The sequence below is a fragment of the Actinomycetota bacterium genome, assembly GCA_030017835.1.
Classification (GTDB): Bacteria; Actinomycetota; Aquicultoria; order UBA3085; family Oleimmundimicrobiaceae; genus Yes70-04.
Genome location: JASEGU010000026.1, coordinates 1 through 12,739, shown reverse-complemented (window position 1 = coordinate 12,739; position 12,739 = coordinate 1). Strand labels below are relative to the sequence as shown.

The 12,739-nt window shown below is 52.9% G+C and carries 8 protein-coding genes and 1 other annotated feature; all 8 genes read left to right on the top strand.

All coding sequences use genetic code 11. From position 1 onward, the window contains the following. Positions 1–862: 862 nt before the first annotated feature. Positions 863–985, top strand: a sequence feature (ribosomal protein L10 leader region). Between the two features lie 25 nt (positions 986–1,010). Then, positions 1,011–1,526 carry a 50S ribosomal protein L10 gene (rplJ, locus tag QMD53_06070; protein ID MDI6800211.1) on the top strand — a complete coding sequence of 172 codons (516 nt, stop codon included), beginning with the start codon at positions 1,011–1,013 and terminating at the stop codon, positions 1,524–1,526. A 44-nt stretch (positions 1,527–1,570) separates the two neighbouring features. Then, the gene (gene rplL, locus QMD53_06065) at positions 1,571–1,966 is read left to right on the top strand and encodes a 50S ribosomal protein L7/L12 (GenBank protein ID MDI6800210.1); all 396 of its coding nucleotides are present in this window, start codon (positions 1,571–1,573) and stop codon (positions 1,964–1,966) included. Positions 1,967–2,109: 143 nt separating this feature from the next. Continuing rightward, positions 2,110–5,547, top strand: coding sequence for a DNA-directed RNA polymerase subunit beta (rpoB, locus tag QMD53_06060; protein ID MDI6800209.1), 3,438 nt, complete (start codon positions 2,110–2,112; stop codon positions 5,545–5,547). Continuing rightward, a complete protein-coding gene (locus tag QMD53_06055; GenBank protein ID MDI6800208.1) occupies positions 5,540–9,358 on the top strand; it encodes a DNA-directed RNA polymerase subunit beta' in 3,819 nt (1,272 codons plus the stop codon). The genes rpoB and QMD53_06055 overlap by 8 nt, the downstream gene beginning before the upstream one ends. 66 nt (positions 9,359–9,424) lie before the next feature. After that, the gene (rpsL, locus tag QMD53_06050; GenBank protein ID MDI6800207.1) at positions 9,425–9,796 is read left to right on the top strand and encodes a 30S ribosomal protein S12; all 372 of its coding nucleotides are present in this window, start codon (positions 9,425–9,427) and stop codon (positions 9,794–9,796) included. A 34-nt stretch (positions 9,797–9,830) separates the two neighbouring features. Further along, complete coding sequence (gene rpsG / locus QMD53_06045) at positions 9,831–10,301, top strand: 30S ribosomal protein S7 (protein MDI6800206.1); 471 nt, start codon at positions 9,831–9,833, stop codon at positions 10,299–10,301. 33 nt (positions 10,302–10,334) lie between these two features. Beyond that, entirely contained in the window at positions 10,335–12,413 is a 2,079-nt protein-coding gene (gene fusA, locus QMD53_06040) for an elongation factor G (protein MDI6800205.1), read from the top strand. Between the two features lie 52 nt (positions 12,414–12,465). Next, positions 12,466–12,739: GTP-binding protein (locus QMD53_06035; protein MDI6800204.1), on the top strand; the 274-nt coding region annotated here is incomplete at its 3' end.

Here is a 12,739-nt window from a genome sequence, read left to right as displayed (position 1 = left end):
TTTACAGGTTGCCATTCACTCTTAGCTACTAGTTCAAGCTGGTGGGCTCATATCCTTTGACGATCTTAAGTATGCTGTTGGAGGCAAAATTAAAAATTGTTTTTATGTTGTTGCAGACACAAAAACTGAACAAGGCCATGAATATTTCAAATACGAGAGTCTTTATATTTTGTCAGGATTCTCATTCAAAAATTTGCTTAAATGTATTGAAGAAGGTCATATCTTAATGGATTTTGATGCAAGGACGGGTCACAATCACGGCACGAAGTTTCGCTTGCGTCAAGGACATTGGCCCCACCTCTATGATTCTGTCCAACAGGTAATATAAAGGGCAAAAAGGTCGAGAGATTAAATACAGCTTACGGGGGACAAGTTCGCAAAGCAGTTATCTTTATTGCTTGCTTAGATTCGAAGGTTTCCCCACCTTAATTATATGTTGCAGGCATCCTTTCGCCATATCATTTTTAGGCGAAAGAACAGCCTTCAGCCGCTCCGCCAGAAGCGGACAGGCAGCCCCCACATAAACTTCCATTCTGAAAGCTGAAGGCTGGTAGCTGGAGGCTATTTTAATGATCGGCCGTCCTTTCCGCCAGAGGCGGATCTGCCGGCCATATAGGCTGACTTTCTAGCTTTTGCTGCTTTTCTTGGGGCTTGCTAAGAAAAGTAGACAGGGAAAATGTCTTTAACCCTGGCAGAGTCTTAAAATGTCTGTTGCTTTAAGGCTGGAGTCTGACCCTAGGGGCTGAAAGCTGACTGGTAGCTGACCCCTGGAGGCTGAAAGCTGACTGGGGGGCTGGCAGCTAAATAAGGTGGCAACCAATCGTTGACACCTCCTCAATCTTCTGCTACTCTTTGCAAGTTCTAAAAACGAATATCGAAACTGAAGACAGCAGGTGCCAATGGCTTAATATTCGCCCGCCGAGGTTAAAGAAGTTAGATCACTTAACCCTTTGGACTGCTGCTCAAAGGGTTATTTTTTTAGTCCGCCTTAAGGCGGGAAAGGAGTAGATATGGCTAGACCTGAAAAAGTTGCAGCCGTTGAAGAGATCAAAGATAAGATGGGAAGGGCCAAGGTAGTGGTTCTGGCCGACTTTAGCGGAATCAGCGTCCTAAAATTTGCCAATTTGAGAAGGGCTCTCTCCAAAGAGGGGAGCGAGTGCAAGGTCTTCAAGAACAAGCTCATCGCCATCGCCACCAAAGAAGAGAAACTGGAGGGATTGGCCGATCTCCTCTCCGGCTCCACCGCACTCATATTCGGATATGAGGATGAGATCGCGGCTCCAAAACTTTTGGCCAAGCTCGCCAAAGATATCAAGGAGCTTAAGATCAAGGGAGGCATAATAGCCGGCAAGGTGGTCGGGCCAGAGGGCGTCAAAGAGATCGCCACTCTACCCTCCTTTGAGGAGCTTTTGGCCAAACTCATGGGCAGCATGAAGTCGCCCATATCCGGATTCGTAAACGTGGCAAGCGGCCCCATCCGCGGCTTCATAACCGCGCTCGATCAAGTGGCCAAGCAGAAAGCTTAAATATAAATCTTAAAGTTTTTTCTTGATTTAAGGAGGTGAAAATCTTGGCAACAGCAAAGAAACTATCAAAAGAGGATATCTTAGAAGCCATCAAGGAGATGAGCGTACTTGAGCTCTCCGAATTGGTAAAGGAGATGGAAGAGGTCTTTGGAGTCAGCGCCGCAGCTCCGATGGCGGCTATTGCCGCGGTAGCGCCGGCCGGCGGAGAGGCCGCCGAGGCTGAGGAGAAGTCCTCCTTTGACGTCATTCTGGCAAGCGCAGGCGCTCAGAAGATCCAGGTCATCAAGGAAGTCAGGGCCATAACCAGCCTGGGTCTGAAAGAGGCCAAAGATTTGGTAGATGGTGCTCCCAAACCCGTCAAAGAGGGCGTTAACAAAGAGGAAGCCGAAAAGCTCAAGGCTCAACTCGAAGGAGCGGGCGCTACCGTTGAGATTAAATAGTTAAGTGAATAAATCGGTCAACACTAAAAATCTTGAAAAAGATTGATGGGGCTGGCCGATTTTTCTTGACTTGGCTTTATTTAAATGGTAAACTCCACTTTTGCATTTTTAACTATTCCCCCCGCTTAAGGAGTGATAACTAGGTGCAAAGACCAAATTCTCGTGTGAGAGAGCGCAGAAGTTTTGGCAAAATTCCCGAAATCTTGGAACTACCAAATTTAATAGCAGTTCAGAAGGATTCTTTTGATTGGTTAATTGCAGATGGCTTGAGCGAGGCCCTAAGAGAGGTCTCACCGGTTGAGGATTTTACGGGAAACCGCGCACTAGAATTTGGCGGACATTACTTTGGGGATATAAAGACGACTAAGGGCGAGTGTAGGGAGAAGGATATGACCTACGGAGCCCCCCTCTTTGCTCAAGCCAGATTCATCAACAAAGAGACGGGTGAGATCAGGGAGCAGGACGTCTACATGGGAGAGTTCCCCGTCATGACGGAGAACGGCACCTTCATCATCAACGGCACCGAGCGGGTCGTTGTAAATCAGTTCGTACGCTCGCCGGGCGTCTACTTCGATCAAGAAGTGGACAAACTATCGGACAAGATAATCACCTCGGCCAAGGTCATCCCCAATCGCGGGGCCTGGCTCGAGTTTGAGATAGACAAGCGGGATATGGTCTTTGTCCGCATCGACCGCAAAAGGAAGCAGTCGGTCACCTTGCTCCTCAAGGCCTTAGGCTTCGGCGGCGATGAGGAGATATTGAATCTTCTAGACGGCGCCCAGTGCGTGAGGAACACCTTAGAGAAGGATAATACCGAGAGTCAACAAGAGGCTCTCATAGAGATATATAAGAAGCTCCGCCCGGGCGAGCCCCCAACCGTCGATGGGGCAAGGAGCCTCCTGGAATCACTCTTCTTCAATCCTCAGCGCTATAACCTGGCTAAAGTCGGCCGCTATAAGATAAACAAGAAGCTTGAGATTGCCATCGGCGATGACGTGACCGTCCTGACCAAGGATGACCTTTTAGAGATAGTCAGATATTTGGTCCGGCTGCATCAGGGCATCGGCGAGGTCGATGACATCGACCACCTCGGAAACCGCCGCGTGCGCACGGTCGGTGAGCTCATCCAGAATCAATTCAAGATCGGTCTCTCCCGTATGGAGCGGGTCGTCCGCGAGCGGATGACCACCTTGGATTTGGAGTCGATCACTCCTCAATCGCTCATAAATATCCGCCCCATAGTGGCCTCACTTAAAGAGTTCTTCGGAAGCAGCCAGCTCTCGCAATTTATGGATCAGACAAACTCCCTTTCAGGCCTCACCCACAAGAGGCGCCTTTCGGCTCTGGGGCCGGGCGGTCTCTCCCGCGAGCGAGCCGGCTTTGAGGTGCGCGACGTTCATCCCTCTCACTACGGCCGGATGTGTCCGATCGAGACGCCGGAAGGTCCCAACATTGGTCTGATCGGATCGCTCTCAACCTATGCTCGCATCAACGATCTTGGTTTCATCGAGACGCCCTATCGCAGAGTTGTGGATGGCAAGGTGACGGGTGATATCAATTACCTGACCGCAGATGAAGAGGACAAATATATCATCGCCCAAGCCAACGCCGTCTTTAAAGAGGATGGCGAGTTTGTCGAGGATAAGGTGCTGGTTAGGGTTCACAACCCCTTAAAGAAGGTGGACGAGGTCCGCATGGTCGATCCCAGCGAGGTCGACTACATGGATATCTCGCCCTCTCAAATAGTCAGCGTCTCGACTTCGCTCATCCCCTTCTTGGAGCATGACGATGCCAACCGGGCTCTCATGGGCTCCAATATGCAGCGTCAAGCGGTTCCATTAGTCAGGGCCGAGGCCCCCTTGGTCGGCACCGGCGTCGAGTATCGGGCGGCCAAGGATGCCGGAGAGGTTCTGGTGGCCAAGGAGGACGGCGTCATCAAGAAGGTCGATGCGAGCCACATCGAGGTAGAGTTCAAGGGCGGGACCGAAGTATACGAACTCGATAAATTCCGTCGCTCCAACCAGGGAACCTGCATAAATCAGAAACCCATCGTAGAAGAGGGCGAAAAGGTCAAGGCCGGCTGGGTAATAGCCGACGGCTCGGCGACCGACATGGGCGAGCTGGCCTTGGGTCAGAACCTGCTCGTCGCCTTCATGCCCTGGGAAGGTTATAACTACGAGGACGCCATCGTCCTTAGCGAAAGATTGGTCAAAGAGGACATCCTAACCTCGATTCATATAGAGGAGTTTGAGGTTGAGGCGCGCGATACCAAACTCGGCCCAGAAGAGATAACCCGCGAAGTTCCCAACGTCGGCGAAGAGGCCCTAAAGGATATTGACGAGGACGGCATCATTAGGATCGGAGCCGAAGTCACCCCAGGCGACGTCCTGGTCGGCAAAATCACGCCCAAGGGCGAGACCGAGCTGACCGCCGAGGAGAAACTGCTTCGGGCCATCTTCGGAGAGAAGACCAGAGAGGTCAGGGATACCTCGCTCAAGATTCCGCACGGCGAAGGCGGCATCGTCATAGATGTCAAGATATTTTCGAGAGAGAACGGGGATGAACTCTCCCCAGGTGTTAATAAACTGGTCAGGGCCTACGTGGCCCAGAAGAGAAAGATTTCAGAGGGGGATAAGCTCGCCGGTCGCCACGGCAACAAGGGCGTCATCTCCAAGATCCTTCCCGAAGAGGATATGCCCTTTTTGGAGGATGGCACCCCGGTTGATATAATCCTAAATCCGCTCGGTGTACCGTCCCGAATGAACTTGGGCCAGATACTCGAGACCCATCTCGGCTGGGCGGCCAAGGTCGGCTGGAACGATGATGGACAGCCAACCGGAGACCCGGTCTTTGTGGCCACTCCAGTCTTCGACGGAGCGAACGAGTCCGAAATCAAAGAGGCTCTAATCAAGGCGGGCCTGCCCGAAACCGGTAAGGCCAAATTGTATGACGGCAGGAATGGTGAGCCCTTCACCGAGGACATCACCATCGGATATATATACATATTAAAACTGCTTCACTTGGTCGACGATAAGATCCATGCCCGCTCGACCGGTCCCTATTCACTCATCACCCAGCAGCCCCTGGGCGGTAAAGCTCAGTTCGGGGGGCAGCGCTTCGGTGAGATGGAGGTCTGGGCCTTGGAAGCTTACGGGGCGGCCTGCACCCTGCAGGAGATTTTGACCGTCAAATCGGACGACGTCTCGGGCCGCGTTAAGACCTACGAGGCCATCGTCAAGGGCGAGAATATCCCAGAATCGGGCCTGCCCGAATCATTTAGGGTTTTAGTCAAAGAGATGCAGAGCCTCTGCTTGAACGTCCAAGCCCTCTACGAAGAGGGGGATAAGGTGGAGTTCAAGGCGATAGAAGAGGATATCGACAAGAGAAACGAAGAGGATAGCGGCCTCGATCTCATCAGCGCCAAGGTTCACGAAGAGCTTCTGATAGACTCCGGTATCGGCGAGGAAGATGAGTTAAAAGAGGGCGGGACCGAAGGGACGGGCGACGAGAGCGAAGTGATGGAAGGATTTGAGATGGCCGATGACCTCGAATCTTTAGAGGGGGGATCGGAGGATGAATAGAGAAGATAAGGTCTTCACCGAAAGGGGAAAGAACTTGCACGATCTGAGCAACTTCGATGCTTTAAAGATAAGCATATGCTCTCCCGAACAGATAAGAAGCTGGTCAAGCGGCGAGGTTAAGAAGCCAGAGACCATAAACTACCGCACCCTCAAGCCGGAGAAGGACGGACTCTTCTGTGAGAAGATTTTCGGTCCGACCAAGGATTGGGAGTGCTACTGCGGCAAATATAAGAAGATTCGTTTCAAGGGCATAATCTGCGAGAGGTGCGGCGTCGAAGTCACCCGTGCCAAGGTAAGAAGGGAGAGGATGGGCCACATTGAGCTCGCTGCTCCCGTCGCCCACATCTGGTATTTCAAGGGCGTTCCCTCCCGCATGGGATATCTCTTAGACATCTCACCCAAGGATTTGGAGAGGGTTCTCTACTTCTCCTCCTATATGGTGACCGAAGTCAAGAGCGATCAGATAAAAGAGGATTACTCCATGCTCAAAGACGAGTTGGAGCAGGAGATAAGCGAGATAGAGGCGGGCCTTCAAACTACGATAAAGGAGCTCGAGGATGAGAAGGAAGAGACGCTCTCGGCAAGCTCATCCGAAGGCGAGGATGAAGGCGAAGCCAAGCCTCTGACCAAGACCGAGATCAAACAGATTGAGACCAGGCACCGCGACGCTATTAGGGGCGCCGAATCCGAGGCGGCCAAGCGGATCGATTGGGCTCGCTACGTCTTAGAGAGTCTCCAGGAAGTCAAGGCCAAGCAGCTCATCGCCGACGATCGTCTCTTTAGGGATCTTAGGATGAAATATGGTGATTACATCGAAGGCGGCATGGGGGCCGAGACGATATTCAGCCTTCTTGGCAAGATGGATCTGGAATCGGAAGTCACCGAGCTAAGGGAGATAGTCAGAAACTCTAAGGGTCAGAAGCATGACCGGGCCGTGAAAAGACTCAAGGTTATGAACGCCTTTTTAAAATCGGGCAATAAGCCGGAATGGATGATTCTTTTCACCGTTCCCATAATCCCGCCCGACCTGCGCCCGATGGTCCAGCTCGACGGCGGCCGTTTTGCCACCTCCGATCTGAATGACCTCTACCGCAGGGTAATAAATCGCAATAACCGTCTAAAGAGGCTGCTAGATCTGGGGGCTCCCGAGATAATCGTCAACAACGAGAAGAGGATGCTCCAAGAGGCAGTTGATGCCCTCTTTGATAATGGCAGACGGGCAAGGCCGGTAACCGGCCCCGGAAACCGCCCCTTAAAATCCTTGAGCGATATGCTCAAAGGTAAGCAGGGACGTTTTAGGCAGAACCTGCTCGGCAAACGCGTCGACTATTCGGGCCGCTCGGTCATCGTCATCGGTCCGGATTTGAAGCTGCATCAGTGCGGCCTGCCAAAGGTCATGGCCTTGGAGCTATTTAAGCCCTTTGTTATGAGGCGCTTAGTCGAGAGGGGTCACGCCCAGAATATCAAGAGTGCAAAGAGGATGGTCGAGAAGGCCAAGCCGATAGTCTGGGATATCCTGGAGGAGACGATCACGGCTCATCCCGTCCTTCTGAACAGGGCGCCCACCCTTCATCAACGCGGCATTCAGGCCTTTGAGCCGATACTGATCGAGGGCAAAGCGATCCAGATTCATCCCCTGGTCTGTACCGCCTTCAACGCCGACTTCGATGGAGATCAGATGGCCGTTCACTTGCCGTTATCTTTGGAGGCTCAGGCTGAATCGAGGATACTCATGCTCTCGGCCCACAACGTCCTTTCGCCGGCTCACGGCCGGCCGCTGGTTACACCGACCCAGGATATGGTCCTTGGCTGCTTCTATCTGACCGCCAGCCGCGACGGCTGCCCTGGAGAAGGTATGGTCTTCAGCTCACCCGAAGAGGCCGTTTTGGCTTATCATAGCGGTGACGCAGATCTTCAGGCCAAGATAAAGGTCCGCATGGATGGTGAGATCAAGGAGACCACGACGGGGCGCATAATCTTCAACGAGGTCTTGCCGATAGATTATCCCTACATAAATTATGAGGTGAATAAGAAGCAGCTCACAGATATTGTCGCTGATTGCGTTGATAAGTATGACAGGGCCAAAGTGGCCGAGATACTCGATTCCTTAAAGAGGCTCGGCTTTGATTACTCGACCAAGGCGGGGCTGACCATAAGCGTCGATGATATCGAAGTGCCGCCAAATAAACAGGATCTTTTGGACATCCCAGAAGAGGCGGTCGAGAAGGTCGAGCGGCAGTATAGAAGGGGTCTTATCACCAACGAAGAGCGTCATCAGAAGGTGGTCGACATCTGGACTAAGGCGACCGAGGACGTCAGCCAGGCCATGGAGGAGAATTTCGATAAGTTCAACCCCATATATATGATGGCTCAATCGGGCGCGCGTGGAAACCTCAAGCAGATCAGGCAGCTGGCCGGTATGAGGGGTCTGGTTGCTAACCCCAAGGGTGACATCATAGATAGGCCGATCAAGGCCAACTTCCGGGAAGGTTTGACGGTTCTGGAATACTTTATCTCGACCCACGGGGCCAGGAAGGGTCTGGCCGATACCGCTCTTAGGACGGCCGATTCGGGTTATCTCACTCGCCGTCTGGTCGACGTGGCTCAAGAGGTCATAGTGCGCGAGGACGATTGCGGGGCGACCGAAGGTATCCCAACCCGCGTCTTGGATGATGATGGCAACATCTATTCCGGTCTCATCGGCCGGGCCGCGCTAAATGATATCAATAATCCCAAAACCGGCAAAGTGATAGTCGCCACCGCCGGCGCCATCGGTCCCAAAGAGGCCGAAAAGATAAAGAAGGCTGATCTTGGTGAGGTTATGGTCAGGACGGTCATGGGATGTAAGGCAAAGTTTGGCATATGCAAGACTTGCTACGGCTGGGATCTTGCCCAGAGGGATATGGTCGATTTCGGAACAGCAGTCGGTATCATCGCCGCTCAATCGATCGGTGAGCCCGGTACCCAGCTCACCATGAGAACCTTCCATACCGGAGGCGTGGCCGGTGAAGACATCACTCACGGTCTTCCCCGCGTGGTCGAGCTCTTCGAGGCGAGAAAACCCAAGGGTCAATCACAAATCGCCGAGATAGACGGAGCAGTCAGCGTCAAGGAGACCGACAAGCACAGGAAGATCACCATAACGGCAAGCGACGGTAAAGAGAAGGCCTATCAGGTCTCCAGAAGGTCGCGTCTTAAGGTATCAGACGGCGACCAGGTCAAAGCCGGGGATCAGCTCACTGAAGGATCCTTGAATCCTCACGATATCTTGAGCATTAAGGGTAAGCAGGCGGTCCAACTCTTTCTGGTCGAGCAGGTCCAAGAGGTCTACCGCTCCCAGGGTGTCGATATTCACGACAAGCACATCGAAGTCATTGCAAGACAGATGCTTCGCAAACTCCAGATAGTCAGGCCCAACGATACCGATTTTCTGACCAGCCAATTGGTCGATCAAACCAAGTTCGATGAGGAGAACGCGCGCGTCGAGGAGGCGGGCGGCAAGGGGGCCACGGCCAAACAGGTCCTGCTCGGCATAACCAAGGCATCACTCGCCACAGATAGTTTCTTGTCCGCCGCCTCTTTCCAGGAGACGACGAGGGTCTTAACGGAAGCCGCCATAGCCGGCAAGGTCGACCCGCTCCTCGGTCTCAAAGAGAACGTGGTAATCGGCAAGCTCATCCCGGCTGCTACCGGCATGAATCGCTATAGGAATATCGATATCGAACTCGTCGATCCCTTGGTGACCGAACGTCCCGGAGAGAGTGAAATTTCTTTAGAAAATAAGGATCAAGAAGTTGACATCGAGGCTTAACAGTGTTATCTTTTATCGCTGTGCCCAAGAGATAAAATGAGCATGTAAAGGCTTTGAAGGAGAATAATGCCCACAGTTAATCAGTTGGTTAGAAAGAGCAGAAAGAGCATAGAGAAGAAGAAGAGCACCCCAGCTTTGAATGGGTGTCCGCAGAAGAGGGGGGTCTGCACCCGCGTCTATACCACCACTCCCAAGAAGCCGAACTCGGCCTTGCGCAAGGTGGCCAGAGTAAGACTGACCCACGGCATGGAGGTAACCGCCTACATACCGGGCATTGGACACAACCTGCAAGAACACTCGGTCGTCCTGATCAGGGGGGGCCGCGTCAAGGATCTTCCGGGCGTGCGCTATAAGATAATCAGGGCCGCCCTCGATACGACCGGGGTGGCTAATCGTAAGCAAGCTCGTTCCAAGTACGGGGCCAAAACCCCCAAGTAATATAGCCGTTTAGTTAAGCAGACGAAGGAGAGAAATGCCAAGAAAGGGCCCAGTTCAAAAGAGAATATTGACCAAGGATCCGATATACAATGATGCATTGGTGGCCCAACTCATCAACAACATCCTTCAAGACGGCAAAAAGGGACTGGCCGAAAGCCTGGTATATGAGGCTTTCGATATCATCCAAAAGAAGACGGGAAGTTACCCGGCCGATGTCTTAAGGAAGGCCGTAGACAATGTGAAGCCGGTTTTAGAGGTTCGCTCTAGAAGAGTCGGTGGAGCCAATTACCAGGTTCCAGTAGAGGTTCCTCAGAGAAGATCGATTACCCTGGCCCTGCGCTGGCTGACCGGTTTTTCCAAAGCCCGCTCCGAAAAGAGGATGTGCGAGCGCTTAGCAGGGGAACTGATGGATGCCGCAAATGGGGTCGGCTCATCGATCAAGAAGAAGGAAGACTTGCGCAAGATGGCCGAGGCAAACCGCGCCTTCGCCCATTATCGCTGGTAAAATAGTCAATATTTTGGGGATAATAATTAAGATATGAAGAAGATACCATTAGAGAGAGTTAGGAACATAGGGATCATGGCCCACATAGACGCCGGCAAGACGACCACCACCGAGCGTATTCTCTATTACACCGGCAAGGTCCACCGCATGGGCGAAGTCCACGAGGGCTCGGCCGTCATGGATTGGATGGTCCAAGAGCAGGAGCGGGGGATCACCATCACCTCCGCAGCTACAACATCTTTCTGGAACGATCATAGAATTAATATTATAGACACTCCCGGACACGTGGACTTCACCGTAGAGGTCGAACGTTCCCTTCGCGTCTTGGATGGAGCGATCGCAACCTTTTGTGCGGTCGGAGGCGTTGAGCCTCAATCGGAGACGGTATGGCGCCAAGCCGACAAGTACCGCGTTCCCCGCATCGCCTATATTAATAAGATGGATAGGACCGGGGCCGACTTCTTCATCGTCATCGACAACATCAAGACGAGGTTTGGGGCCAACGCGGTTCCCATCCAGCTTCCCATCGGCAAAGAGGCCGACTTTCAGGGTATTATCGATCTGGTCGAGATGAAGGCCACCTTCTATCTGGACGATCTGGGCAACAAGATGGAGGAGAGGGAGATACCGGCCGAGTTGATGGCCGAAGCCGAAGAGTATCACGGCAAACTCCTCGAGGCCATCGCCGATCAAGATGATGAATTCATGAACAAATATCTCGAAGGGGTTCAAGTGACTCCCAAGGAGACAAAGAGGGTCTTAAGGAAGGCCACCATCAGCGCAAGCGTCATCCCGGTAATCTGCGGGTCATCCTTTAAGAATAAGGGAGTTCAGAAGCTCTTGAACGCGGTGGTCGATTACCTGCCTTCACCTCTGGATCTGCCGCCGGTGGAGGGCATAAATCCCGAAACCGAACAGGCTGAAGTTAGGAGACCCGAGGAGTCCGAGCCCTTTGCGGCCCTGGCCTTCAAGATCATGAACGATCCCTACGTTGGAAATCTAACCTTCTTTAGAGTCTACTCCGGAAAGTTGGAAGCCGGCTCATACATTCTAAATTCTACCAAGGACAAGAAGGAGCGGATAGGCCGCATCCTTCTAATGCACGCCAATCACAGAGAGGACCTGGTTGAAGTCGGAGCCGGAGATATAGCGGCCGCCGTGGGCTTAAAATCGGCCACCACCGGAGATACCCTCTGCTCTGCAGATAAGCCGATCATCCTGGAGTCGATGGTCTTTCCTGAACCGGTCATCTCGGTCGCCATCGAGCCCAAAACCAAGGCCGATCAGGAGAAACTCGGTCTTTCCTTGGAGAAGTTGGCCAAAGAGGACCCGACTTTTCGGGTCAGCAGCAACCCCGAGACCGGGCAGACCATCATCGAGGGCATGGGAGAATTGCATCTTGAGGTCATCGTCGATCGCCTACTTCGCGAGTTCAAGGTCGGGGCCAATGTCGGCAAACCACAGGTAGCTTACCGTGAAACCATAAGAAGACCGGTCAAAGAGATCGAAGGAAAGTATATCCGTCAGACGGGAGGTCGCGGTCAGTTTGGTCACGTGGTGATCGACATCGAACCCAACGAGGCCGGGGCCGGATCTGAATTTATAGATAAGGTTACTGGCGGTGTTGTGCCCAGAGAATATATCCCCGCCGTTGAGAAGGGCATAATGGAGGCCCTAGAGACGGGCGGGCTAGCCGGTTACCCGGTTGTCGATGTCAAGGTCACCTTGCACGACGGCTCGTTCCACCCGGTCGATTCCTCGGAGATCGCCTTCAAAATAGCCGGCTCGATGGCTTTTAAGAATGCTTACGCCAAGGCGGCGGCGGTAATACTGGAGCCGCTCATGTCGGTTGAGGTAATTGTGCCCGAAGAGTATATGGGCGATGTCATCGGCGATTTGAACAGCCGCCGGGGCCGGATAGAGGGGCTTGAACCCAGAGGTAACTCCCAGGTGATAAGGGCGTTCGTTCCGCTCAGCGAGATGTTTGGCTATGCCACCGATTTGAGATCAAAGACGCAAGGCCGGGCCACCTACACCATGCAATTTGAGCGCTACGAAGAGGTCCCGGGCAATATTGCAAAAGAGATAATAAGCAAAATAAAGGGAGAATAGGTCTCCCGACTAGACCGCGCCCTAATGCGCAAAGACCTTTTAAGGAGGAATAATGGCTAAAGGTAAATTTGAAAGAACAAAGCCGCACATGAATATCGGAACCATCGGTCACGTCGATCACGGCAAGACGACCCTGACCGCCGCCATCACCAAGTGTCTTCATGGCGCCGGCATGAACGTCGAGGAGAGATCCTTCGACTCCATCGACAACGCTCCCGAGGAGAGGGAGAGGGGCATCACCATCGCCATCGCCCACGTCGAGTACGAAACCAAAGACCGTCACTACGCTCACGTCGATTGCCCGGGCCACGCCGACTACGTCAAGA

What these genes read in the sequence shown, in the direction of transcription:
- rplJ (MDI6800211.1), top strand. Translation starts at nt 1,011, where the DNA reads ATGGCTAGACCTGAAAAAGTTGCAGCCGTTGAAGAGATCAAAGATAAG.
- QMD53_06055 (MDI6800208.1), top strand. Translation starts at nt 5,540, where the DNA reads ATGAATAGAGAAGATAAGGTCTTCACCGAAAGGGGAAAGAACTTGCAC.
- rpsL (MDI6800207.1), top strand. Translation starts at nt 9,425, where the DNA reads ATGCCCACAGTTAATCAGTTGGTTAGAAAGAGCAGAAAGAGCATAGAG.
- rpsG (MDI6800206.1), top strand. Translation starts at nt 9,831, where the DNA reads ATGCCAAGAAAGGGCCCAGTTCAAAAGAGAATATTGACCAAGGATCCG.
- fusA (MDI6800205.1), top strand. Translation starts at nt 10,335, where the DNA reads ATGAAGAAGATACCATTAGAGAGAGTTAGGAACATAGGGATCATGGCC.